The sequence below is a fragment of the Dietzia sp. NCCP-2495 genome (assembly GCF_026011735.1).
GTDB lineage: Bacteria > Actinomycetota > Actinomycetes > Mycobacteriales > Mycobacteriaceae > Dietzia.
The window spans coordinates 285,429-309,586 of sequence record NZ_BRVN01000001.1 but is presented as its reverse complement, the minus strand read 5'-3'; the positions used below and the strand labels follow the sequence as shown (position 1 = coordinate 309,586).

Below are 24,158 nucleotides of genomic sequence, written 5' to 3'. Positions count from 1 at the left end.
GTTCGATGAACGACATGGTTGTCGACGCCGTCGACCATCTCGTCCGGGGCATCGTGTCGGAACCCGACGCCGTGTCCGTGCGGGCGAGTGGTGGGCGGCGCGGCACCGTGGTCAGGGTGACGGTCGCACCGACCGATCTCGGTCGCGTGATCGGCCGTGGTGGACGCACCGCCTCGGCCATCCGGACCGTTGTCACCGCCGTCGGAGGACCCGGTATCCGCGTCGACGTGGTCGACACCGACCGCTGACGCCGCACCGACACCGGTATCCGAAGGTAGGAAATCACCATGGAGCTCGTCGTCGGACGTGTGGTCAAGTCACACGGTATCCGCGGCGAGCTCGTCGTCGAGGTACGGACCGACTCTCCTGAAGAGCGGTTCGCACCCGGCACCGTCCTGGTGGGTCGCACCGGCCGTGGACGCACCGCTACGGACCGCGAAGTCACGATAGAAGCCGCCCGGAATCATTCCGGGCGGCTTCTCGTGCGTCTCGCCGGAATCGCGGACCGCGACGCGGCCGACGGACTCCGCGGCATGATCCTCCTCGTCGACTCGGAATCGCTGACCGATCCCGACGACCCCGACGAGTTCCACGATCACCAGCTCGTGGGCCTGCGGGTGCGGGACACCGCCGGCGAGGAACTTGGCGAGGTGGCCGAGATCGTCCACACGCCCGGAGGAGAACTCCTCGCCATCACACTGGCAGTCGGTGGCGACGCGCTCGTGCCGTTCGTGACCGAGATGGTCCCCACCGTCGATCTCGACGCCGGGTACTGCGTGATCGACCCTCCGGAGGGACTCCTCGACCTGGGTGCCTCGTGACCGAGCCCGCGAACGACACGGGCCCAGATCCGCGCCTCCGCCTCGATGTGGTCACCGTCTTTCCCGAGTACCTCGCTCCGCTGAACCTCGCGCTCCTCGGTCGTGCGGTGGATCGGGGCATCGTGGACATCGGGATCCACGATCTCCGCGAGTGGACGCACGACGTCCATCGTTCCGTCGACGACACGCCCTTCGGCGGAGGGCCCGGGATGGTCATGCGGCCCACGGTCTGGGGTGAGGCTCTCGACGAGCTCGTACCCGCGGGCGTCGAGACCACGACGCCAACCCCGGAGGCCGACGTCGACGACCGGCCGTTGCTGATCGTCCCGACCCCGGCCGGACGGCCGTTCACCCAGGCCGACGCCCACCGCTATGCGCGACGCCGACACCTCCTGTTCGCCTGTGGCCGCTACGAGGGGATCGACCAGCGCGTCGTGGACGAGGCCTCGGAACGCATGGACGTCGAAGAGGTCAGCATCGGTGACTACGTACTCATCGGCGGCGAGGTCGCCGTGCTCGTCATAGCCGAAGCTGTCGTTCGGCTCCTGCCCGGTGTACTAGGGAACAGGCGCAGTCACGAGGAGGACTCCTTCTCCGACGGCCTGCTGGAGGGGCCCTCCTACACCCGTCCCGAGGTGTGGCGGGATCGCGCGGTTCCCGAGGTCCTCAAATCCGGCAACCACGCGAAGATCGATCGGTGGCGCCGCGACGAATCGCTCAGACGGACTCTGGCCCGGCGGCCCGAGTTGCTCGCGGACGTCGAACTGGACGCACACGACCTGGCGACTCTCGCTGACGCCGGGTGGGTAGCGCCGCAGCGCTGATCGTGCTGACAGCCGTGACCGCGCTGACAATGCCGCACGCGGCGCCGGGGCCGACAGTCCCCGCCATGACGATCAGGTCACCAGGGGCGCTCGGACCGTCGATGCTCACAGGGCATGCCGGTCATGGATCTCTGGGAATCGGGACCGTGATTTGAGGTGGATGTGTGCGGGGTGGCACACTAGCGGGGTTGACCTTCCGGGCGTCCCAGGCGCCCGTACACGGTCGCGCTGATCCGGGGCACGAACCGGCCGATCCGCATCTGCGGGCGCCAGGGTCCTCTGTCCTTCTTCCCACATATGAGGAACTTCAATGAACACTCTCGACTTCATCGACAACAAGTCCCTGCGGGACGACATCCCCGAGTTCCGGGCCGGTGACACCCTCGACGTCCACGTCAAGGTCATCGAGGGCTCCAAGGAGCGTATCCAGGTCTTCAAGGGTGTCGTGATCCGTCGCCAGGGTGGTGGCGTCCGCGAGACCTTCACCGTCCGCAAGGTCTCCTTCGGTGTCGGCGTCGAGCGCACCTTCCCGGTCCACTCGCCGAACATCGACAAGATCGACGTCCTGGTCCGCGGTGACGTCCGTCGCGCCAAGCTGTACTACCTGCGTGATCTCCGTGGCAAGGCCGCGAAGATCAAGGAGAAGCGCTGATCGTATGAGGCGTCTCGTGACCGGTCGTCGATGACGGACCGGGATCGACTACGCTCGTCCGGGTGAGCAACACCGATATGCCCGGGCATTCCTCCACCGAGCCGGGGCCCCACGACGGGGTCCCGGCTCGCGGCGTCGGGAAGGCCGAGAAGAAGGGCCAGCCCTGGTACATCGAGATCCCCATGCTCGTGGTGATCGCCCTGGTCCTGGTCTTCGTCTTCCAGACCTTCGTCGGGCGCGTCTACCAGATCCCGTCCGAGTCGATGGAACCCACACTCCACGGTTGTGCGGGGTGCACGGGGGACCGCATCTTCGTCGACAAGATCAGCTACCGTCTGGGCGATCCCGAGCCCGGGGACGTGGTGGTGTTCAAGGGTCCGGACTCGTGGAACGAGGGGTACCAGTCCATCCGGTCCGACAATCCCGTCATCCGCACTCTGCAGAACATCGGTGGCGTGATCGGCATCGTCCCACCGGACGAGAACGATCTCGTGAAGCGGATCATCGCCGTGGGCGGGCAGACTGTCGGCGGTTGTGCTCCGGACGGCAGGCTTCTCGTCGACGGTCAACCGCTCGACGAGCCGTATGTCAACGAGGAACCCACCGTCGTGCGCAATCCACTGAACTGTGCGTTCGGACCGGTCACCGTGCCCGAGGGAAACTATTGGGTGATGGGGGACAACCGCAACAACTCCGCGGATTCGCGTTTCCACATGGGTGATGAGTTCCAGGGCACTATTCCGGAGGAGAACGTCATCGGCAAGGTGCAGGCGGTCATTCTCCCGTTCAGTCGGATCGGCACCGTCGACTCCCCGGACATCAGCGTCGGTTGAGCACGGGGCACGCCGGGCCCATGCTGCCAGGCCGGGTCCGGGTGAGCCGGCGGGCAGGCAGGTTGGCACTGGAAGCGGCGCTGTCCAGGCGGGGTCTAGGTCCTGTCGCGGGTGTCGACGAGGCGGGACGGGGGTGCTGCGCCGGCCCACTCGTGGTGGCCGCGTGCGTCCTCGGGGACAGACTCCATCCCGATCTCGCCGACCTCGACGACTCCAAGCGGTTGAGCGCCAGCACTCGTGAGCGACTCTTCGACGTGGTGATGAAGCGGGCGGTCGCGACGTCGGTCGTGCTGATCGACGCCGGGCGCATCGACGAGCGTGGAATCCACCGCTGCAATCTCGAGGGGATGCGGCGCGCGGTGGCCGGACTCGACAACGCCCCAGGATTCGTACTGACCGACGGGTTCAGTGTCGACGGACTGGGCTGCCAGTCCACGTCGGTGATCGGAGGCGATGCCGTGGTCGCATCCATCGCCGCCGCGAGTGTCCTCGCGAAGGTGACACGCGATCGCATTATGGTGGACCTCGACGAGCGGTATCCGGGGTACGGATTCGCCTCCCACAAGGGTTACGGCACCGCACGTCACGCCAGGGCGATCGAGGAACTCGGTCCCAGCGACATTCATCGCATGTCGTACGCCAACGTCCGTCGCGCCGCGCAGGCGCATTCGAGGAGCACGAGATGAGCGCCGAGGATCTGGAGAACTACGAGACCGAGATGGAGCTCTCGCTTTATCGCGAGTACCGCGACATCGTCGGGCAGTTCACCTATGTCGTCGAGACTGAGCGCCGTTTCTATCTCGCCAACGCCGTCGAGCTCATCCCGAGATCGGCCGACGGCGAGGTGTACTTCGACGTTCGAATGTCTGACGCCTGGGTGTGGGACATGTACCGACCTGCACGTTTCGTGAAGTACGTCCGTGTCCTGACCTTCAAGGACGTCAACATCGAGGAGCTGGACAAGCCCGAGCTCCGGCTACCGGAGTAATCCCCTAGGGGAGAATTCCCCAGCTCGTCCACCGCTCCACAGGCGGCCCGGGCCCGACCTGCTCTCCGGCAGGTCGGGCCCCTCCCGTCCGGCAGTGTGTCCTCCGGTGGACCCGGAGTGGCCGGGGCACGAGGGGAGGGGCTGGGGATGGTGGCGGACAAGTGGCCTGCGGGTGACGACCGTGGCAGGACCGATCAACGGGTTGCGCTCGGACGGGAGGGCGAGCGCCTCGCCGAGCAGTTGCTGACGGCCAGGGGCGCACGTGTCCTCGCCAGGAACTGGCGGTGCCGCGAAGCAGAGCTCGACCTCGTGGTGCTCGACAGTTCCGGGCGGGTGAGGTTCGTGGAGGTCAAGACCCGCACCGGGTCCGGATTCGGTTCGCCGGCGGAGGCGGTCACCGAGGAAAAGCTGCGGCGACTCCGTGTAGCCGCACGTCACTGGCTCGCCGCCAACCCCGGCGGATGGCGTCAGGTCTGCTTCGACGTGGTGGGTGTGGACCTGTCGGATGCGGGGTATCCGCGTCTCGAACTGCTCGAGGACGTGATCTGACGGTGGCGCTCGGACGGACGTGGGCCGTGACCCTCCAGGGAGTCGGAGGGCAGCTGGTCGAGGTCGAGGCCGACGTGGGGCGCGGCCTTCCCGGGGTCAGCATTGTCGGGCTCGGGGACAACGCGGTACTCCAGGCCAGACATCGGGTCCGTGCGGCGGTGAGCAACTCCGGGCTGGCCTGGCCTCCCGGGAAAGTCGTGCTCTCGCTGTCGCCCGCCGCGGTGCCGAAGCGGGGTTCCGGTCTGGACCTCGCGCTCGCGGTGGGGGTGCTCACCGCGTCGGGAGAACTCCCGGCCATGGCGTTCGACGGCACGCTCCTGCTCGGTGAACTCGCCCTGGACGGACGGGTCAGGCCCGTGCGCGGCGTCCTGCCTGCGGTTCTCGCGGCCCGTGCCGCCGGGCTGGATCGCGCCATCGTTCCGGAGGCGAACCTCGCCGAGGCGCGGCTCGTCCACGGTATCGACTCCGCCGGGGTGGATTCGTTGGCCCGCCTTGCACTGTGGAGTCGGGGTTCCGGTGACCTGATCTGCCGTGCACCCGAGGTGGACCGAGCTGATGGGGATGACCTGACCGATCTCGGAGAGGTCATCGGTCAGGACGATTGCCGTCGAGCCGTAGAAGTTGCCGCAGCTGGCGACCATGCTCTCCTTCTGCGCGGAGCCCCCGGTACGGGCAAGACCATGCTCGCCCGCCGCCTGCCCGGCCTCCTGCCGGATCTCGGGGAGCAGGCGGCACTGGAGGCGACCGCCATCCACTCGATCATGGGCGCGCTGCCGCCCGGCGATCCGTTGCTGCGTCGACCACCGTTCGTCGCCCCGCATCCCGGGGCCTCGTCCGTGGCGCTGGTCGGCGGGGGTCCGGCGTCGCCTCGCCCGGGAGCGGTGTCTCTGGCTCACCGGGGCGTCTTGTTCCTCGACGAGTGCGCCGAGATGTCCGCGACCACTCTGGACAGTCTGCGGACCCCGCTGGAGGAGGGGGAGGTGCGCATCGCCCGCAGCGAGGGCGTCTTCGTGTTCCCCGCCAGGTTCCAACTCGTGTTGGCGGCGAATGACTGCCCGTGCGGGGCCGCACGGCCGGATTCCTGTACATGCACCCCGGACGCGCGACGGCGGTATGGCAGGGCATTGTCGGGACCGCTGCGCGACCGGATCGACATCTCCGCGCGGACCCTCCCCGTCGGCACGGGTCTGTTGTCGGTCGGTGAGGCCGAGGACACGAGGTCGGTGCGGGACCGGGTGACGACGGCGAGGGCTGCGGCCGCCCACCGGTGGGCCTCGTGCCCGGAGGCGAACGGCGCGGCATCCAACGCAGGCGTTCCCGGCCGGGTCCTCAGATCGCTGAAGGCGCTGGACAGACGTGCGCTTCGACCACTGGACCGCGCACTGGCCCACGGCGTCCTCTCGGCGCGGGGAGTCGACCGGTGCCTGCGACTCGCGTGGACAGTCGCCGACCTCGACGGGGCGAACGCTCCGGACGAATCCCACGTCGCCGAGGCGATGGTCCTACGAGGAGACCAGTGATGACCGGGCGGTACCCGGATCAGGTCGTCGGACCGCAGCCGGTCACACCCGAGCAGCGGTCGGCGTACGCCTATCTCAGCGCTGTGACCGAGCGCCCGACAGCGCAACTGTGGGACCTCGTCGACGCCGTAGGCCCGGTCGAGGCGACGGACCGGATCCGGCGACGGCAGGTCGGGGATGCGTTGATCGACCAGACCGAGGCCCGGCACCTCCAGGTCGACGGCGATCAGCTGATGGACGCTGCCCACGAGGTCGACGCCCGGCTTCTGGTGCCGGGCGACCCCGGCTGGCCGGACTGGGCACTCCTACCGCTGGACCGTCCGAGGGGACGCCGACGGGACACCTCCGGCGGAGTGCCGACCGCACTCAGGCCACTCGGGTTGTGGTGGCGTGGGCCGGTCGAACCCGAACGGGCGTTGTCCCGTGCCGTGGCCGTGGTCGGGACCCGCGCACCGACCGCCTACGGACGGGCGGTGACCGCCGACCTCAGTGCGGGTGTGGCCGTAGAGGACTTCACCGTGGTCTCGGGAGGCGCGTTCGGTATCGACGCCGCAGCGCACCGCGCGGTCCTGGGAGTGGGCGGCACGACGATCGCGGTGCTGGCCGGAGGTGTCGATCGGCTCTATCCGCGAGGTAACGATGGGCTACTGCGCGAGGTCGCCCGGACAGGTGCGGTGATCTCCGAACAGCCTCCGGGGACGGGCGTCACCAGATACCGGTTCCTCGATCGCAACCGGATCATCGCCGCGTTGGGCTCTGCGACTGTCGTCGTCGAAGCGGCGGCGAGGAGTGGAGCCCTGAGCACAGCGGCGTGGGCTGCCGCGCTCGACCGACCTGTCGGGGCGGTACCCGGGCCGGTCACGTCGGTCGCATCGGTGGGAAGCCATCTGCTCATCCGGGATCGTGGGGCTGTTCTCGTCGGCCGTGCCGCGGAGGTGGTCGAGCTCGCCGGCGGCATGGGCGAGACGGCGGACCCGATCAGGGGAGACGCCTCCTCGTGGGACGGGCTCGATGACATCACCCGCAGGGTCCTCGAGGCGCTGCCGACGAGAGGTGGACTCGCACCGGGCGAGGTCGCCGCATCGGCGGGGATCCCGCCGAACACCGCACGGGCGGTACTGGGCCGGCTCATGTCGACCGGAGTGGTCATCCGCGGACCGCAGGGGTGGCGACGGTCCGGCACTGGAGGGGTGCAGATGAGTCTTCCGGTGGACTGAACCCGAGGTCGTCAGGGACGAGGGGGCCTTGCGTGGACCGCGCGAGCCGATGATGATGGGTACTCATGGGACGAGCGGGAAACGCGGGACGTACGGGAAGAACGGGACAGCCTTCGCGTGCGGTTCCGGCTGCGCTCGACCCCGTCCTGGACGACTACTCCGATCATCTCCGCACCGGCCGGTCGCGTTCGGAGGCGACGGTGAGGGCATACCGCTCGGACGTCGCCCTATTGCTCGGTCGGCTCGCGGAAGCGCCGGAAGGGCCTGCTGAAGCCGGTGACCTCGCCTCGGCGTTCACGCTCCCCGCGCTCCGGGGCTGGTTGGCCGAGCAGGTCCAGGCAGGTGCCGCCCGGTCGACCGTGGCCCGCCGGGTCGCGGCTGTCCGCTCCTTCAGCAGCTGGGCGGTGCGAGCCGGACTCCTCCCGGTCGATGTCGCGGCACGGCTCGAGGCACCGCGACCACACAGGCATCTTCCGGAGGTTCTCCACGCGGAGCAGGCGACCGAGGTCATCCGAACCACCGAGCTGGGAGCCGAGGGCGGCGATCCGATCGCGACCCGCGACCAGCTGGTGGTCGAACTGCTGTACGCGTGCGGGATCCGGGTCTCGGAACTGTGCGGGCTCGACGTGGACGATGTCGACCGGGAGCGGCGCCTGCTGCGGGTGATCGGCAAGGGCAACCGAGAACGCGCCGTCCCCTACGGCCCCCCCGCGGACAAGGTGCTGAACTCGTGGCTCGGCAGTGCCCGACCGGCGCTGGCGACCGCATCCTCCGGGCCAGCGCTACTGCTCGGAGCGCGCGGCGGCCGACTCGACCCGCGGACGGCCCGACGGGTGGTCAATGAGATCACCGCCGCCACGCCCGGCTCACCCCGGCTGTCGCCGCACGCCCTGCGCCACAGTTCGGCCACGCACCTGCTCGAGGGAGGTGCGGACCTCCGGCACGTCCAGGAACTGCTGGGGCATACGACGCCGGCCACCACCCAGATCTACACACACGTCTCCGCGGACCGACTCCGCGCCGCCTATCGCGGAGCCCATCCCCGGGCCTGACACCGTGGTCCTGCTGCCCGCGCTCAGAGCTGTCCGTCCCCGGGACGAGTCGGCTTGAGAGTGATCGGGAGTTCGGTGTCCACGAGGAGAGACAGCGGGTCGACGTAGTCGTCGTCGCCACCGGAAGGTCCTCCCGCGTCCACCCGTGCGCCCCAGTGCAGGCACGCCTCCACGGGGCACCCCGGGTGGCCCGCCACCAGGTGCCCGATCACCTCGCCGCCTCGAACCGTCTGGCCCTCGCGCACGATCGCACTGACGGGTTCGTACGTGGTGCGTAGCCCGGCCCCGTGATCGATCGACAGTACGGGTCGCCCCGCGATCACACCCGCGAACACGGTGGTCCCGTCGCCGGGTGCCCGGACCTCGACGAGAGGTGTCGCGGCGAGATCCACACCCCGGTGCCCCGGCCTCCACCGCTGCTCCGGCAGATCGAACGGCGTCATCACGCGCACAGGGCCGGGCACGGGCGAGACCATGAGAGGCCGGGAGACGTTCGGGCTGCCGCTCGCCACCGGAAACTGCGGGCTCGCGATGGACATCACGAGTGCGATGAGAACGAGCGGGACGGCAGCGGGGGAGGGGGCCATGGCCTTCCGACTTCGTTGGCCGTGCCCTGCAGAACTGGTTGACGACATGGCTGCAGTCCACGTGATCGGAACCCCGATTGCGAGGGCCCCGAGACAGCTGTGGAATGCCCGGACGACAATCCACAGGCCGATTGCTCGCGGGCGGCGACACCGTCTTGGCGGTAGGCGGTCGACAGGTTATGATTCCCGATGCGGTCGACTGTCCGTCGATCGACTTCGCGTGTCCTGCTCTTCCCTCAAGGGAGGGGTATCCGGACCCGGGATGCACGGGGAGACCCGGGCTCACGGACCACCCGGACGGCGGACCAGTAGGTGCCCTTCCCTGTGGAGGGGTGAGGTCCGGCGCTGACACCAGGGCCCTCAGGTCAACCGATCTGATCCAAGGGCATAACCCGATACGCACATCAGAAAGCGAGGACGAGGGCCTCGCGGTCCGGCTGCTTCCAAGCCGGACGAGCCCTCAACCCATCATGGCAGTCATCTCCATGAAGCAGCTGCTCGACGCAGGTGCCCACTTCGGCCACCAGACCCGTCGCTGGAACCCGAAGATGCGTCGGTTCATCTTCACCGACCGCAACGGCATCTACATCATCGACCTGCAGCAGTCCCTGACGTACATCGACCAGGCGTACGAGTTCGTCAAGGAGACCGTCGCCCACGGCGGCACCGTCCTGTTCGTCGGCACCAAGAAGCAGGCCCAGGAGGCCATCGCCGAAGAGGCCGCCAAGGTCGGGATGCCGTACGTCAACCAGCGCTGGCTGGGCGGCATGCTCACCAACTTCCAGACCGTGCACCAGCGGCTCCTGCGACTCAAGGAGCTCGAGTCGATGGAGCAGACCGGTGGCTTCGAGGGTCGCACCAAGAAGGAAATCCTCATGCTCACGCGTGAGAAGAACAAGCTCGAGCGCACGCTCGGCGGTATGCGTGACATGACCAAGGTTCCTTCCGTCGTGTGGGTCGTCGACACCAACAAGGAGCACATCGCCGTCGGCGAGGCGCGCAAGCTCAACATCCCGGTCGTCGCGATCCTCGACACCAACTGTGATCCGGATGTCGTCGACTACCCGATCCCGGCGAACGACGACGCGATCCGCTCGGTCGCCGTGCTGACCCGCGTCATCGCCTCCGCCGTGGCCGAGGGCCTCAAGGCCCGCAGCCAGGCCGGCAAGGCCACCGGAGAGGCCGCCGAGCCGCTCGCCGAGTGGGAGACCGAGCAGCTCGACCAGGTGACCGGCGAGACCGCCGCTGCCGAGACCGCCGAGGCTCCCGCCGCGGAGGCCACCGAGGCTCCCTCGACCGAGGCCTGATCGGTACCACCAGCTCGAGAACATGTCGGGCCCGGCCGCCCATGACCCCGTACCGGGGTCGACCGGGGGCCGGGCCCGAGCTGTCAGATCGCCGGGCTTGTCACCAACGACGCGAGGCCGTCTAGTGTGGTGACGAACGCGCCCGACGACCGACGTGCACACATTCCACGACACATCGAACCCCTAAAAGGAGGGTCGCCCCACAATGGCGAACTACACCGCTGCCGACGTCAAGCGTCTGCGTGAGCTCACCGGCTCCGGGATGATGGACTGCAAGAAGGCTCTCGAGGAGAACGACGGCGACTTCGACAAGGCCGTCGAGTTCCTGCGCATCAAGGGCGCCAAGGACGTGGGCAAGCGCGCTGAGCGCACCACTGCGGAGGGCCTCGTCGCCGTCAAGGACGGCGTGATGATCGAGCTCAACTCCGAGACCGACTTCGTGGCCAAGAGCGCCGAGTTCATCGAGCTCGCGGACAAGATCGTCGCCGTTGCCGCCGCTCAGGGCATCTCCGACCTGGACGCCCTCAATGCTGCCGACCTCGACGGCACCTCGGTCGCCGATGCGGTCGTCGCGTTCTCGGCCAAGTCGGGCGAGAAGCTCGTTCTCCGCCGCGTGGGCAAGCTCGACGGCCCCGTCGCCGTCTACCTCCACAAGCGTTCCTCGGACCTCCCGCCGGCCGTCGGCGTGATGGTCGCCTACACGGGCGAGGGCGACGTCGCGGAGAGCGCCGCTCGCGCGGCCGCGATGCAGATCGCCGCGCTCAAGGCCCAGTACGTCACCCGTGACGCGGTCCCCGCCGACGTCGTCGCCAAGGAGCGCGAGATCGCCGAGGCCACCGCCCGCGAGGAGGGCAAGCCCGAGCAGGCTCTGCCCAAGATCATCGAGGGCCGCCTCAACGGCTACTACAAGGACGTCGTCCTTCTCGACCAGGCGTCCGTCACCGACAGCAAGAAGACCGTCGGTGCGGTGCTGGAGGAGGCCGGCGCGAAGGTGTCGTCCTTCCTGCGCTTCGAGGTCGGCCAGGCCTGACTCCTGAACTAACCGCTCGAGGCGGTCGGTACGCGGCGGCGGTCCCCGGTGACGGGGGCCGCCGCCGCTGTCGTGTGCGGGCGGGTGTGCCCGCGCTCGGCGGGCTGCGGTGTGGCGGAGGTGCGTATAGGGCAGAATGAATCCGGCTCCACCACGAGCCACACAGCTCCTCGACGATCGGTGAGTCAGGAGCGACACTGCGCGACACGGGCGGAACCGCCCGGGACGAGGAGAACGATGACGGACCCGCGGCACGGGTACAAGCGTGTGATGCTCAAGCTGGGCGGCGAGATGTTCGGCGGCGGAGGGGTCGGTATCGACCCCGACGTGGTGCAGTCCGTCGCGCGCCAGATAGCCGAGGTGTCGCGTACCGGGGCCCAGATCGCCATTGTGATCGGCGGTGGCAACTTCTTCCGCGGAGCTCAGCTCCAGCAGCGTGGACTGGACCGGGCCCGTAGCGACTACATGGGCATGCTCGGAACGGTGATGAACTGCCTGGCGCTCCAGGACTTTCTCGAGCAGGAGGGGATCTCCACCCGCGTGCAGACCGCCATCCACATGGGACAGGTCGCCGAGCCGTACATCCCCCTGCGTGCCGAACGGCACCTCGAGAAGGGGCGCGTGGTGATCTTCGGTGCCGGTATGGGCATGCCGTACTTCTCCACCGACACCACGGCCGCGCAGCGTGCGCTGGAGATCGGAGCGGAAGTCCTCCTCATGGCCAAGGCCGTGGACGGGGTGTACTCCGACGACCCGCGGTCGAACCCGGATGCGGCGCTGTTCACCACCATCGAGCACCGGGAGTGCCTCGAGAAGGACCTCAAGGTCGCGGACGCCACGGCATTCAGCCTCTGCATGGACAACAATATGCCCATCCTGGTCTTCAACATGCTCACCGAGGGCAACATCGCCCGCGCGGTCGCGGGGGAGCAGATCGGGACCCTGGTGAGCAGCGGCGCCTGACCGATCAGGTCACGGACCGAGACCCGCACACACGAGACGAAAAGAGACGAAGATGATCGACGACACCCTGCTCGAGGCCGAGGAGAAGATGGAGAAGGCGATCGAGCACGTCCGCGACGAGCTCGCAGCCATCCGCACCGGCCGGGCGAATCCGGGGATGTTCAGCCGGGTCTCGTGCGAGTACTACGGCACGATGACTCCGATCACCCAGATGGCCACCATCACGGTTCCCGAGCCGCGCATGCTCATCATCAAGCCGTACGAGATGTCGCAGATGGGGCCGATCGAGAACGCGATCCGTAACTCTGACCTGGGAGTCAACCCGACGAACGACGGACAGGTCCTCCGGGTGACCGTCCCCCAGCTCACCGAGGAGCGGCGTCGCGACCTGGTGAAGCAGGCGAAGGGCAAGGCCGAGGACGGCCGGATCTCGGTGCGTGGCGTCCGCCGTAAGGCGATGGACGAGCTCAAGCGCATCCAGAAGGACGGCGAGGCCGGTGAGGACGAGGTCAACGCCGCGGAGAAGGAACTCGACAAGGTCACGCAGCGCTACGTCGCCGAGGTGGATGAGATGGTAAAGGGTAAGGAAGCCGAATTGATGGAGGTCTGATCCTCCTTTCGTCCTCCTCCCATCGCGCCGATCATTACTGACCTGACAAGATTCATAGCCAAGGAGTACGCCGTGGACAAGGCCCCCTCCGGTCCGCCGGGGCCCACCGCCGCGGCCGCGGCGCCCCCTTCTCGCGCCGGCCGTGACCTGACCCGGGCGATTCCGGTCGGAATCGGCCTGGGCGCGCTCGTGGTCGCGAGCATCGCTTTCGAGCCGCGGTACTGGTACCTCGTCGCCGCGGCCGCTGTGGCCATCGGTACCTGGGAAGTGTTCAAGCGCCTGCGGCAGGCCCGGTTCACACTGCCGTTGATCCCACTGTTCGTCGGCGGCCAAGCTACCGTATGGGCGGGATTCGCCCTCGGTGCGAAGGGCGCGTTCGCGGCGTTCGCCGCGACGAGCGTGGTGGTCCTCGTCTGGCGGTTGGTGATGCACGGCCTGACGGTGGCGCCGAAGAACTACCTCCGCGACGTGTCGGTGTCGTTGTTCATGCTGGTGTGGATCGCTGTACCAGGGTCTCTCGGCGCCATGCTGTCGGACGGGGATTTCGGGGCGCAACGCGTGGTGGCGCTCATCGTCCTGGTGGTGTGCTCGGACATCGGTGGGTACGTTGCCGGCGTGCTGTTCGGCAAGCACCCGATGGTTCCCGCGATCAGTCCCAAGAAGTCTTGGGAAGGATTCGCCGGGTCCCTGCTGTTCGCGATTGTCGGCGGGGCACTGGTCGTGTCGCTGCTGTTCCACGACGACATCTGGAAGGGCATCCTGCTGGGGATCCTGACGGTGTTCACGGCCACGCTGGGTGATCTCGTCGAATCTCAGGTCAAGCGTGACCTCGGCATCAAGGACATGGGGACACTTCTCCCGGGCCACGGTGGGTTCATGGACCGTCTCGATTCGGTGCTGCCCAGTGCCGTCGTCGTCTGGATCATCTTCACGTTCGTCGTCCCGACCTGATCGCGGGGCGCGCGACACACGGGATTGGTCGACGGGGCCGGGTTCGACAGAACCCGACCCCGTCGACTACAGGTCGTTCTTCTAGTGAGAGGACTTCCGGGCCTTGCGGGCGCGCATGCGCAGCTGCAGGATGCGGAACCCCGCGAACAAGGCCATGATCAGCGCACCGGCGATGGCGGCGAACAGGATCAGGACGCCCAGCGGCAGAGCGAACTCGAGGCCGAGGAACTGCACCTCGGTCGACACGGTGTTCTGCGCGATGAAGATGAGCAGCAGAATCGTCACGAGCGAACCGAGCACCAGGCCGATCCACGCCGAACCGAGCCGGCCGGCGGAGCTGTCGGGCACGGAGCCGTTTCTGCCCGGCCGGTGCTCGGCCGGATCCACCCTCGCGGGGGTTGCCGCGTGGGGGGACGAATCGTCGGTGAGGGCGAGCGCCGTCTCGGGCGTGGACTCGGTACGGTCGGCGTCGCCGGTCTCATGGGATCGCGTGGTCATGTATGAACTGTAAGCGCCCACCGCGTCAGTGTGCGGTCTCACTCGGTGTGTCGTCCGGCCTCAGTTCTGACACAATGGCCGCATCATGGCTGAACCACTTCCCCTCGTCTTCGAGGCACCCCGCCGCGGGCTGCCTCCACGTCACTTCGCGGACCTCGATGCGCAGGGCCGCGCGGACGCGATGGCCGAGCTGGAGGTTCCGGCATTCCGCGGCAAGCAGATGGCCAATCAGTATTTCGGGCGGCTCGAGGCGGATCCCGGGGAGATGAGCGATCTCCCCGCCGATCTGCGCGACAGGGTCGGGGAGGAGCTCTTCCCGTCGCTCGCGTCGTCGCTCAAGCACATCACGACGGACGAGGGGACCACGCGGAAGACGCTGTGGAAGCTTCACGACGGTTCGCTCGTGGAGAGCGTGCTCATGCGCTACACGGACCGCGCGACCGTGTGCATCTCCAGCCAGGCGGGCTGCGGAATGGCGTGTCCGTTCTGTGCGACAGGGCAGGGTGGCCTGCAGCGGAATCTCTCCACCGCGGAGATCCTCGAGCAGGTGCGGGTGGCCGCCAGGGCGATGCGCGACGGTGAGATCCCCGGTGGCCCCGGAAGGCTGTCGAACGTCGTCTTCATGGGAATGGGAGAGCCGCTGGCCAACTACAAGAGGGTCCTCGCCGCAGTACGGGGGATAGTGTCACCGCCACCCAACGGGTTCGGGCTCGCCCAGCGTTCGGTGACGGTGTCGACGGTCGGTGTCGTCCCGGCCATCCACCGCCTCGCGGAGGAGGGCCTCCAGGTCACCCTCGCCGTCTCCCTCCATACCCCTGACGACGAACTGCGGGACTCGCTGGTGCCGGTCAACAACAGGTGGCCGGTGACCGAGGTGATGGACGCCGCGCGCCACTATGCCGATGCGACGGGGCGGCGCGTCTCGATCGAGTACGCACTGATCCGCGATGTGAACGACCAGACCTGGCGTGGAGAGATGCTCGGCAGGTTGCTCGCTCAGCGACTCGGCCGGATGGCGCACGTCAACCTGATCCCGCTCAACCCGACGCCGGGGAGCAAGTGGGACGCGAGCCCGAAGTCCCAGCAGGATGCCTTCGTCGAGGCCGTCCGTGCAGCCGGGGTCTCGTGCACGGTCCGCGACACCCGCGGCCAGGAGATCGCGGCGGCGTGTGGTCAGTTGGCCGCCGAGGAGTGACGCCACGTCAGGGGAGTCGTCTCGTATCGCTCCTGAACAGACAGTAGAAAAGGACCGCCCAGCTAGGTAGCGGGGCGGTCCTTTTCTGACGTGGTCAGGAGCTGACCGGGGTCATGCCGTGCGGGAGGCGACCGTTCCGGTGGCGACGTTCCCGGCCACGGAGTAGTGGTCCGAGGGGAGCTCGAGGACCTTGTCCGATGCGGGCTTGCGGGGGCGCAGCGAGCGGACCATCCAGGTCACGAGCAACAGCGCGATGGCGACGAGCCAGATGTTCTCGACGTTGCCCACGTGATTGCCGATCAGCATCGCGAGCAGGAACAGGACGAAGAACCCGCCCACGGCCGCGCCGACCTTGACGCTGTGCTGGTGCCATCCCCACTCGATCGACGGCTCGTCGAGGGAACTGATCCCGTCCACGACGATTTCCTTGGTGGTGTGCCCGTCCGCGCTCATGCTCCCCGGTTCTCCTCACGGCTCGCTGGCAGCCCCGCGGGCCGCCGACATCCTCATCAGTTTGTCACACGGCCTCCGGCGGAGAACGGGTAACCCGCCCGTGTTGGTCCACCCGGGGGTCGGTCGATGCGGTGAAGTGCCCTGTCGGTGTGGACAATGGCAGGGTGACCACGCGTGTTCTCGTTCTCGGAAGTACCGGCTCGATCGGCACCCAGGCTCTCGAGGTGACCTCGGAGTCGGGCCCCGATCGCTTCCGGGTGGTGGGTCTGGCGGCTGGCGGGGGCCGGGCGAAGGCGCTCGCGGAGCAGATCCGGGAGACCGGGGTGCGGGTCGTCGCCGTCGCCGATCCCAGGGCGGCCGAGCAGATCCGCTCGTCGTTCCCCGACCTCACGGTTCTGGAGGGTCCGGAGGCCGCGACGCGACTGGTGACCGAGGTCGAGGCGGATGTCGTCCTGAACGGCATCGACGGGTCGATCGGACTGGCGCCGACGCTCGCCGCTCTGGCCACGGGCGCGCGGCTGGCGCTCGCGAACAAGGAATCTCTGGTCGCCGGCGGTGCTCTCGTGACCGGGGCGGCGGCCGACGGTCAGTTGATCCCCGTCGATTCGGAGCACTCGGCCATGGCGCAGTGTCTGCGGGCGGGAACGGCCGATGAGGTCGCGTCGCTCGTGCTCACCGCATCGGGCGGGCCGTTCCGTGGGCGGGTGCGTGCCGATCTGGCCGATGTCACCGCGGCGGACGCCCTCAAGCACCCGACGTGGGCGATGGGTCGGATGATCACTCTCAACTCGGCCACGTTGGTCAACAAGTCATTGGAGTTGATCGAGGCACACCTGCTGTTCGGCGTGCCGTATGACCGCATCGACGTAACCGTTCACCCGCAGTCGGTGGTGCATTCGGCCGTCACGTTCGTCGACGGTGCGACGGTGGCCAAGGCCTCGCCCCCGTCGATGAAGCTCCCGATCGCGCTCGCCCTCGGGTGGCCGTCCCGGATCCCGGGTGCGTCGACGCCCTTGGATTTCTCGCAGGCCCACACCTGGACGTTCGAGCCGGTGGACGAGGAGACGTTCCCGGCCATCTCGGTGGCCCGCGAGGCGGGTCGGGCGGGTGGGCTGCGCACGGCCGTGTTCAACGCGGCAAACGAGGAGGCCGCGCCGGCGTTCCTGGACGGTCGGATCCGGTTCACCGAGATCGTCGACGTGGTCGCCGAGACCGTGGGGGCGGCAGGTGAGTGGTCCGCTGATCCGCGGGATCTGGATGATGTGCTCTCGGCGGAGTCGTGGGCGCGGCGTCATGCGGCGGGCATCGTCTCCCGTCTGGAGGGCTGAGCCGTGCTGATCGTGGGGATCATCCTGTTCGCGGTCGGGATCATGCTGTCGATCGTCCTGCACGAGTACGGCCACATGAAGGTCGCCCAGATGTCGGGGATGAAGGTCCGCCGGTTCTTCGTGGGCTTCGGTCCGACGGTGTGGTCCACGCATCGCGGCGGGATCGAGTACGGGCTCAAGGCCGTTCCGCTGGGCGGGTTCTGCGATATCGCGGGGATGACCGCGTACGACGAGCTGTCGGCCGAGGACGAGCCCCGGGCGATGTGGCGCCAGGCCTGGTGGAAGCGCGTCGCGGTGCTGCTGGCGGGTCCGGCGATGAACATCGTGCTGGCGATCGCCCTGTTCTATTCGGTGGCGCTCGGGTGGGGGTTGGTGAACCAGGACGTCCAGCCGATCCCGACGGACCGGGTGGCGGCGGTCGTCGGCGACACGTGTGCGACCGGTACCGCGGGTGAGCCGGAATGTGGTCCGGGGGAGGGACCGGCCGGCGCGGCGGGTATCGAACCCGGCGACCGGATCACGTCGGTGGACGGCGTCACGGTGACGAGTTGGGCGGGACTGTCCGACGTGGTGTCGGAGCGCCCGGGCGAGACCGTCCCGGTGGTCGTGGATCGCGGGGGAGAAGAGGTGTCGACGACGACGACGCTCGGCTCGTCGACCGTCGACGGGCAGTCCCGCGGTGCCCTCGGTGTCCGACTCTCCGATGCCGGGATCCCGCAGGAGATCCTCGACGATCCCGCGTATCAACGGGTGCACACCTATGACGTGTGGAGCGCGGTTCCCGCGACTCTGGTCTTCACCGGCGACATGGTCGAGGCGACCATCGAGGGGCTGATCGCGTTCCCGAGCAAGATCCCGGCGGTCGCGGCGTCGATCTTCGGTGCGGATCGGGCAGATGACTCCCCGGTCTCCGTGGTGGGGGCGAGCTATATCGGCGGTCAGGCCGCCGAGCAGGGTGCGTGGTGGTTGTTCCTGCTCTTCCTCGCCGGACTCAACCTGTTCCTCGGCGCGTTCAACCTGGTTCCCCTGACCCCGTTCGACGGCGGTCACATCGCTGTGGTGTTCTACGAGAAGATCCGAGACGCCCTGCGGAGGCTACGCGGTCTGGCACCCGGTGGTCCGGCGGACTACGAGAAGCTCGCTCCGCTCACCATGACGGTGTTCGTGCTGCTGATCGGCGTCTCCGCGATCGTCATCACCGCCGATTTCGTCAATCCGATCCTGTTGACCGGGTGAGATCGTCGACACCTACTCGCACACCATGTCAATTACCCGGATAATGGCGGGCGGGACTCGCCAGCACCCGGCTCGCAGACCCTACGGAAGGCCCTTGACGTGAACGACTCCTCCTCCATCCCCATCGGTCTGGGAATGCCCGAGGCTCCGCTGTCAGCTCTGGCAGAGCGCCGGAAGACCCGCCAGCTCTTCGTGGGGCCGGTCGGTGTGGGCAGCGATCATCCGATCTCGGTCCAGTCCATGACCACCACCAAGACGCACGACATCAACTCGACGCTCCAGCAGATCGCCGAGCTCACCGCGGGTGGTTGCGACATCGTGCGTGTGGCCTGCCCTCGGCAGGAGGATGCGGACGCGCTGTCGGCGATCGCGGCGAAGTCGCCGATCCCGGTCATCGCGGACATCCACTTCCAGCCCAAGTACATCTTCGCGGCGATCGATGCCGGGTGCGCCGCGGTGCGCGTCAACCCGGGCAACATCAAGGAGTTCGACGGTCGCGTCAAGGAGGTCGCCAAAGCGGCCGGGGACGCGGGGATCCCCATCCGCATCGGCGTCAACGCCGGCTCGCTGGATCCGCGCCTGTTGGCCAAGTACGGCAAGGCCACCCCCGAGGCCCTAGTGGAATCGGCGATGTGGGAGGCCGGCCTGTTCGAGGAGCACGGCTTCGGCGACATCAAGATCTCGGTGAAGCACAACGACCCGGTCGTCATGGTCGAGGCGTATCGTCAGCTCGCCGACCAGAGCGACTACCCGCTGCACCTCGGTGTGACCGAGGCCGGTCCGGCGTTCCAGGGGACCATCAAGTCGTCGGTGGCGTTCGGTGCGCTGCTGTCCGAGGGCATCGGCGACACCATCCGGGTGTCCCTGTCGGCGCCTCCGGCTGAGGAGATCAAGGTCGGCACGCAGATCCTGCAGTCGCTCAATCTCCGGCCCCGCAAGCTCGAGATCGTCTCGTGCCCGTCGTGTGGCCGTGCCCAGGTCGACGTGTACAAGCTGGCGGAAGAGGTCACCGCGGGACTGGACGGGATGAGTGTTCCGCTCCGAGTCGCGGTGATGGGCTGCGTCGTCAACGGTCCGGGTGAGGCCCGGGAGGCTGATCTCGGCGTCGCGTCGGGTAACGGGAAGGGACAGATCTTCGTCAAGGGCGAGGTCATCAAGACCGTTCCCGAGTCCCAGATCGTCGAGACCCTAATCGAGGAGGCCATGCGCATCGCCGAGGAGATGGGCGAGCCGATCGGCGAGGCCGTCGAGGGGCAGGGGCCCCAGGTCAAGGTCACGCGTTAGGCCGTGACCGATACGGTGGCCCCGCCTTCCGGGCTCGGCGGCTGCCGGGAGGTCGGCCCCGGTGAGACCGCCGCGGTATCGCGTGCGCTCGGGGCGGACCGGCTGGTCGCCGCACCCGCCTCGGAGAAGCTCCTCCAGTCGGGCGTCGGCGGGGGTGCGGACGGTCGGTTCTTCACGCGGGGCGGCCCTGATCGATCGCTGGTGTTCGTGGGCAATTCTGTGCTCCCCATCAGAGGAGAGCGCGACGACCTCGAGATGCTGGGCGCGGCGGTCGCAGGCGCGGGATTCGGCCCGATGTCCGTCCACGGTCGACGAGATCTGGTGAACGGCGTGTGGCCGGCTCTGGAACGCCGGTGGGGTCCCGCCCGTGAGCGCCGGTGCGGCCAGTTCCTCATGGTCCTCGATCGGCCGGTGGACCGGTCCGCGGTTCTGGACGGGGTCCGCCCCGCTTCGCTGCAGGAATTCGACATGGTCCTCGCGGCTGCCGCGTCAATGTATGCCGAGGAACTCCACGCGGATCCCTTCGCCGTCGGGGCAGGCGTGCCCTTTCGCCGCCGGGTGGCGCGGTCGGTGGCACGGGGTCGGACGTTCGTGGCGCGTGAGGACGATGCGGTGTTCTTCAAGGCCGATGTCGCGGCGATCACGCATGAAATCGCCCAGATCCAGGGCATCTGGGTGCGGCCAGATCTCAGAGGCACCGGCCTGGGGGCCGGTGGGACCGCAGCCGTGTGTGCAGTTCTCCAGGACAGGGGCCTCACGCCGTCGCTGGTCGTCAACGGATCCAATACCCCGGCCCGCGCTGCGTACCGACGCGTCGGTCTGGTCGACGCCGTGGACTACGCGACGATCCTCATGTAGATCTCTGCTCGTGGCGGTCCGTTCCTGGCTCTCCGTTCCTAGCTCTTTGTTCGTCGAGCTCCGTCCGTGCTCCACCCCCGACAGGCGACCCGCGACTTAGGACCGGTCGTGACCGTGTGGGAGAGTGAAGCCGTCATTATCCGGTTTCCCCGTCGGAAGGTGCTGGTTCCGCCATGACATCCTCGGTCGCCCCTGACGCCACGATGTCGCAGGGCGATGCCGTACTTTCAGGCCCCGGAGTTCCGGCCCCACGGACATTCCGTTCCGACGCCGCCCCAGATCGGCTGATGCGCACCCTGCTGAGGGTGGACGGGCTCGACAGGTCCGCCGATGCCGGCGCGCACCGCGCGTTCAGGGTGTCCGTGCTGGTCTCTGCGGTGAGGTGTCTGATCACCTACCTGGCGATCCCGATCCTGATCCCGCTGCTCAGCCTCGCGGGCTGGGTGGCGGCGCCGATCGGATTCGCCCTGTGTGTCGTCGCCGTGGTCAACGGGGTGATCAGTATCCGTCGGTTCTGGGTCGCGGACCATCCGCGTCGCTGGATGTACACCGGTTTCATGGCGATCGTGTTCGCGGTACTCGCCGTGGCCATGGTGGCCGAACTCCGACAGATGGGCGTGTGAGCATGGATTCGACGCAGAACCCCGGCACGGAACCCGGGGCCGAGGGTGCACCGGAGACCGGAACCGCACCCGTGGACACCGAGGACCAACCGTTCGGGAGCACCAAGGGCGAGGCTCTCTCGCTGGTGCTGTTCGCGCTGATGGTCGTCATAGGGTCGGCCTGCTTCGTCATCTGGTGAACCCCGCGCGGGGGGAGAGGCAGTCGACCCACGAGTCGTCACGACGCCTATCCTGGGCAGTATGACCCCGTCGACACGTCCGCCACTCGTTCCCGGTGAACCCACCCCTATCCGGACCGTCCCCGAGACGATCCCGCGCCCCGAATACGCCTGGCGCGACACGGTGAACGAGGCCAACGGCGAGGCGTGGGTGCAGCCCGCCGAGGTGATCGAGGCCATGCGTGAGTCCTGCACCATCGCTGCTGACGCACTGGTCGCGGCCGGAGCCGCTGTGGCGCCGGGTGTCACGACAGACGAGATCGACCGGATCGCGCACGAGTACATGCTCGATCACGGTGCGTACCCGTCCACTCTCGGCTACAAGGCGTTTCCCAAGTCGTGCTGCGTGTCGCTCAATGAGGTCATCTGTCACGGGATCCCCGACTCGACGGTGATCCAGGAGGGCGACATCGTCAACATCGACGTCACCGCGTACAAGAACGGCGTCCACGGTGACACCAACGCGACGTTCTTCGCGGGAGAGCCCAGTGAGGAGATCCGCCTCCTGGTCGAGCGCACCGAAGAGGCGATGAACCGTGGCATCAAGGCAATCCGCCCCGGTCGGGAGGTCAACGTGATCGGGCGGGTGATCGAGTCGTACGCTCGGCGCTTCGACCTGACGGTGGTCCGCGAGTTCACCGGACACGGCGTCGGCCCGACCTTCCACAACGGGCTCGTCGTCCTCCACTACGACGAGCCGGGGCGGACCGAGGTCCTCGAGCCGGGAATGACCCTCACGGTGGAACCGATGCTCTCGCTGGGTGCGCCGGGCTACGAGGTCTGGGACGACGACTGGACCGTCACCACCCCGGACAAGGCGTGGACCGCACAGTTCGAGCACACCATCGTGGTCACTGAGGACGGGTACGAGATCCTGACCCTGCCCTCCTCGATCTGACCCTTTGCCGGCGACCCGGTCTCGCCCTTGTCGACCTGACGGCCGGGCTGCCCCTGGTAGCCGCCGGCTCTGGGCGTCGCTGCCCTGGAATCGTCGCGAATCGGGAAAACCTATTTGGACTGGCGTCCGGTTTAGCGGCCCCGCAGGTGTACATCACTGTGCATACTGTCAAGCATGATCGAAACTCCTCGTGGACGCGTGGACCGGATCGACATCCTCGTCGTGGGGGCGGGCTTCGGCGGGATCGCCATGGCCGACAGGTTGATCCGTGAGAAGCGGGGCAAGGATTTCCTCGCGCTCGAGGCAGCGGACGAGGTCGGGGGAACGTGGCGGGACAACACGTATCCCGGGTGCGCCTGCGACGTACCCACCGCGCTGTACTCGCTGTCCCGGCACGCACACCCCGGCTGGGAGCACGCGTTCGGTCGGCAGCCCGAGATCTTCTCCTACCTCAGGGGCGTCGCCGACCGGATCGGACTGCGCGAACGACTGGTCACCTCCTGCGAGGTGACCGGGGCTTCGTGGGATGCGGAGAAGTCCGTGTGGACTGTCGAGACCTCCAAGGGGCAGATCGAGGCACGGCACCTCATTGCCGCCACCGGGGCACTGTCCGCGCCGTCGATCCCTGAGCTACCGGGCCTGGACACATTCCGGGGCGACATCTTCCACTCGGCCCGGTGGCGTGACGACATCCCGCTCGAGGGTCGACGTGTCGCCGTGGTCGGCACCGGGGCGTCCGCTGTGCAGTTCGTTCCGGAGATCGCCGGGGTGGCCGAGCACGTCACCGTGTTCCAGCGGACGCCGGGATGGGTGCTGCCGCGGCTCGACCGCAGCATCGGCGAGTCCCGCCAGAAGGTGTATGCGCGGTGGCCGATCCTGCAGAAGCTCGTCCGTGGGCGTAACTACCTCGGTCGTGAGCTGTACGTGATCGTGTTCACCCGCGCACAGTTCCTGCTGAGGTTCTTCGAGTGGTTCGCCCGGTTCTACCTGTTCGTCACGGTGCGTGACCGCGCGACGCGCGCGGCCTTGACCCCTGATTTCTCCATCGGCTGCAAGCGGATCCTGCTCACGAGCAAATGGTTGCCGACGCTGACCAGGAAGGACGTGACGCTGGTCGCGGACGCTGCGTCGTCAGTGACACCCACAGGACTCGTGGCGGGAAACGGCACCGAGATCGCCGCCGACGTGATCATCTTCGGCACCGGCTTCCAGCCGTCGGAGCCGCCCATCTCGCGGGTGATCAGGGGCGCGGACGGCAGCACCCTCGCCGAGCACTGGGACGGGAGCCCCCGTGCCCACAACGGCGTGACCGTCGCGCACTTCCCGAACCTGTACCTGATGTACGGGCCCAACACGAACCTCGGCCACTCGTCCATCGTCTACATGCTCGAATCCCAGGCCGAGCACGTCAGCAGGTTAATCGGGCTGGCCGAGCGGGCCCGGGAGAATACCATCGAGGTCCGACCCGAGGTGCAGTCGGCTTACGCGGACCGTATGGACCGCGAACTGGCGGAGACGGTCTGGAACGAGGGCGGGTGTTCCAGCTGGTACTTCGACTCCAGTGGCCGCAACTCACTGCAGTGGCCGACGTTCACGTTCCGCTACCGCAAGCAGCTCCGCGACATCGACCAGTCGGACTACGTGGTGAGCTGACCCCGAGTGA

Annotated in this window: 28 protein-coding genes; 25 read left to right on the top strand and 3 right to left on the bottom strand. The window is 67.9% G+C overall.

Annotation, left to right across the window (positions count from 1 at the left end; translation table 11 throughout):
* Positions 1-5: 5 nt before the first annotated feature.
* The 11 genes from OPF83_RS01455 (at position 6) to OPF83_RS01405 (ending at position 8,456) form a co-directional block, all read left to right on the top strand.
* On the top strand, positions 6-248 hold the full coding sequence (locus OPF83_RS01455; RefSeq protein WP_264885424.1) for an RNA-binding protein: 243 nt from the start codon (positions 6-8) through the stop codon (positions 246-248).
* A 39-nt stretch (positions 249-287) separates the two neighbouring features.
* On the top strand, positions 288-821 hold the full coding sequence (gene rimM / locus OPF83_RS01450; RefSeq protein ID WP_264885423.1) for a ribosome maturation factor RimM: 534 nt from the start codon (positions 288-290) through the stop codon (positions 819-821).
* Positions 818-1,645, top strand: a complete 828-nt coding sequence (gene trmD / locus OPF83_RS01445) for a tRNA (guanosine(37)-N1)-methyltransferase TrmD (protein ID WP_264885422.1) — start codon at positions 818-820, stop codon at positions 1,643-1,645. The genes rimM and trmD overlap by 4 nt, the downstream gene beginning before the upstream one ends.
* A 310-nt stretch (positions 1,646-1,955) precedes the next feature.
* Positions 1,956-2,297, top strand: coding sequence for a 50S ribosomal protein L19 (gene rplS / locus OPF83_RS01440; protein WP_264885421.1), 342 nt, complete (start codon positions 1,956-1,958; stop codon positions 2,295-2,297).
* Between the two features lie 77 nt (positions 2,298-2,374).
* Entirely contained in the window at positions 2,375-3,130 is a 756-nt protein-coding gene (gene lepB, locus OPF83_RS01435; RefSeq protein ID WP_264885560.1) for a signal peptidase I, read from the top strand.
* Between the two features lie 20 nt (positions 3,131-3,150).
* Complete coding sequence (locus OPF83_RS01430; RefSeq protein ID WP_264885420.1) at positions 3,151-3,816, top strand: ribonuclease HII; 666 nt, start codon at positions 3,151-3,153, stop codon at positions 3,814-3,816.
* Positions 3,813-4,118, top strand: coding sequence for a DUF2469 domain-containing protein (locus OPF83_RS01425; RefSeq protein WP_007632861.1), 306 nt, complete (start codon positions 3,813-3,815; stop codon positions 4,116-4,118). The genes OPF83_RS01430 and OPF83_RS01425 overlap by 4 nt, the downstream gene beginning before the upstream one ends.
* A 117-nt stretch (positions 4,119-4,235) precedes the next feature.
* The gene (locus tag OPF83_RS01420) at positions 4,236-4,667 is read left to right on the top strand and encodes a YraN family protein (RefSeq protein WP_375546185.1); all 432 of its coding nucleotides are present in this window, start codon (positions 4,236-4,238) and stop codon (positions 4,665-4,667) included.
* 2 nt (positions 4,668-4,669) lie between these two features.
* Positions 4,670-6,187, top strand: coding sequence for a YifB family Mg chelatase-like AAA ATPase (locus tag OPF83_RS01415; RefSeq protein ID WP_264885419.1), 1,518 nt, complete (start codon positions 4,670-4,672; stop codon positions 6,185-6,187).
* Entirely contained in the window at positions 6,187-7,404 is a 1,218-nt protein-coding gene (gene dprA, locus OPF83_RS01410) for a DNA-processing protein DprA (protein ID WP_264885418.1), read from the top strand. The genes OPF83_RS01415 and dprA overlap by 1 nt, the downstream gene beginning before the upstream one ends.
* A 65-nt stretch (positions 7,405-7,469) precedes the next feature.
* On the top strand, positions 7,470-8,456 hold the full coding sequence (locus OPF83_RS01405; RefSeq protein ID WP_264885417.1) for a tyrosine recombinase XerC: 987 nt from the start codon (positions 7,470-7,472) through the stop codon (positions 8,454-8,456).
* A 23-nt stretch (positions 8,457-8,479) separates the two neighbouring features.
* Here OPF83_RS01405 and OPF83_RS01400 read toward each other — a convergent pair whose 3' ends face one another.
* Positions 8,480-9,043 (bottom strand): M23 family metallopeptidase, encoded by a 564-nt coding sequence (locus OPF83_RS01400; RefSeq protein ID WP_375546184.1) that lies wholly within the window; start codon positions 9,041-9,043, stop codon positions 8,480-8,482.
* Positions 9,044-9,513: 470 nt separating this feature from the next.
* Between OPF83_RS01400 and rpsB the strand changes: the two genes are divergently transcribed.
* The 5 genes from rpsB to OPF83_RS01375 all read left to right on the top strand — a co-directional run bounded on the left by rpsB (position 9,514) and on the right by OPF83_RS01375 (position 13,904).
* Entirely contained in the window at positions 9,514-10,350 is an 837-nt protein-coding gene (rpsB, locus tag OPF83_RS01395) for a 30S ribosomal protein S2 (RefSeq protein WP_264885416.1), read from the top strand.
* A gap of 205 nt (positions 10,351-10,555) precedes the next feature.
* Positions 10,556-11,380, top strand: coding sequence for a translation elongation factor Ts (gene tsf, locus OPF83_RS01390; protein ID WP_264885415.1), 825 nt, complete (start codon positions 10,556-10,558; stop codon positions 11,378-11,380).
* 237 nt (positions 11,381-11,617) lie between these two features.
* Positions 11,618-12,343: a UMP kinase gene (pyrH, locus tag OPF83_RS01385; protein WP_264885414.1), complete on the top strand. Its 726-nt coding sequence runs from the start codon at positions 11,618-11,620 to the stop codon at positions 12,341-12,343.
* A gap of 52 nt (positions 12,344-12,395) precedes the next feature.
* On the top strand, positions 12,396-12,953 hold the full coding sequence (gene frr, locus OPF83_RS01380; RefSeq protein WP_264885413.1) for a ribosome recycling factor: 558 nt from the start codon (positions 12,396-12,398) through the stop codon (positions 12,951-12,953).
* Between the two features lie 72 nt (positions 12,954-13,025).
* Positions 13,026-13,904: a phosphatidate cytidylyltransferase gene (locus OPF83_RS01375; RefSeq protein ID WP_264885412.1), complete on the top strand. Its 879-nt coding sequence runs from the start codon at positions 13,026-13,028 to the stop codon at positions 13,902-13,904.
* 81 nt (positions 13,905-13,985) lie between these two features.
* Here the strand turns inward: OPF83_RS01375 and OPF83_RS01370 are convergent, their stop codons facing one another.
* Complete coding sequence (locus OPF83_RS01370) at positions 13,986-14,402, bottom strand: lipopolysaccharide assembly LapA domain-containing protein (RefSeq protein WP_264885411.1); 417 nt, start codon at positions 14,400-14,402, stop codon at positions 13,986-13,988.
* Between the two features lie 85 nt (positions 14,403-14,487).
* Between OPF83_RS01370 and rlmN the strand changes: the two genes are divergently transcribed.
* Positions 14,488-15,597, top strand: a complete 1,110-nt coding sequence (rlmN, locus tag OPF83_RS01365; protein WP_264885410.1) for a 23S rRNA (adenine(2503)-C(2))-methyltransferase RlmN — start codon at positions 14,488-14,490, stop codon at positions 15,595-15,597.
* A 111-nt stretch (positions 15,598-15,708) separates the two neighbouring features.
* On the opposite strand, the gene OPF83_RS01360 is transcribed toward rlmN, so the two are convergent.
* A complete protein-coding gene (locus OPF83_RS01360; RefSeq protein ID WP_264885409.1) occupies positions 15,709-16,050 on the bottom strand; it encodes a DUF2631 domain-containing protein in 342 nt (113 codons plus the stop codon).
* Between the two features lie 164 nt (positions 16,051-16,214).
* On the opposite strand from OPF83_RS01360, the gene dxr reads away from it, so the two are divergent.
* The 8 genes from dxr to OPF83_RS01320 all read left to right on the top strand — a co-directional run bounded on the left by dxr (position 16,215) and on the right by OPF83_RS01320 (position 24,148).
* A complete protein-coding gene (dxr, locus tag OPF83_RS01355) occupies positions 16,215-17,378 on the top strand; it encodes a 1-deoxy-D-xylulose-5-phosphate reductoisomerase (protein ID WP_264885408.1) in 1,164 nt (387 codons plus the stop codon).
* A gap of 3 nt (positions 17,379-17,381) precedes the next feature.
* Positions 17,382-18,614, top strand: coding sequence for an RIP metalloprotease (locus OPF83_RS01350; RefSeq protein WP_264885407.1), 1,233 nt, complete (start codon positions 17,382-17,384; stop codon positions 18,612-18,614).
* Positions 18,615-18,749: 135 nt separating this feature from the next.
* Positions 18,750-19,898, top strand: a complete 1,149-nt coding sequence (gene ispG / locus OPF83_RS01345; RefSeq protein WP_264885557.1) for a flavodoxin-dependent (E)-4-hydroxy-3-methylbut-2-enyl-diphosphate synthase — start codon at positions 18,750-18,752, stop codon at positions 19,896-19,898.
* 3 nt (positions 19,899-19,901) lie between these two features.
* Positions 19,902-20,756: a GNAT family N-acetyltransferase gene (locus tag OPF83_RS01340; RefSeq protein WP_264885406.1), complete on the top strand. Its 855-nt coding sequence runs from the start codon at positions 19,902-19,904 to the stop codon at positions 20,754-20,756.
* Between the two features lie 173 nt (positions 20,757-20,929).
* Entirely contained in the window at positions 20,930-21,379 is a 450-nt protein-coding gene (locus tag OPF83_RS01335) for a hypothetical protein (protein ID WP_264885405.1), read from the top strand.
* A gap of 2 nt (positions 21,380-21,381) precedes the next feature.
* Entirely contained in the window at positions 21,382-21,558 is a 177-nt protein-coding gene (locus tag OPF83_RS01330; protein WP_264885404.1) for a hypothetical protein, read from the top strand.
* A gap of 61 nt (positions 21,559-21,619) precedes the next feature.
* Positions 21,620-22,495 (top strand): type I methionyl aminopeptidase, encoded by an 876-nt coding sequence (gene map / locus OPF83_RS01325; RefSeq protein WP_264885403.1) that lies wholly within the window; start codon positions 21,620-21,622, stop codon positions 22,493-22,495.
* A 174-nt stretch (positions 22,496-22,669) separates the two neighbouring features.
* Positions 22,670-24,148: an NAD(P)/FAD-dependent oxidoreductase gene (locus OPF83_RS01320; protein ID WP_264885402.1), complete on the top strand. Its 1,479-nt coding sequence runs from the start codon at positions 22,670-22,672 to the stop codon at positions 24,146-24,148.
* Positions 24,149-24,158: the final 10 nt, after the last annotated feature.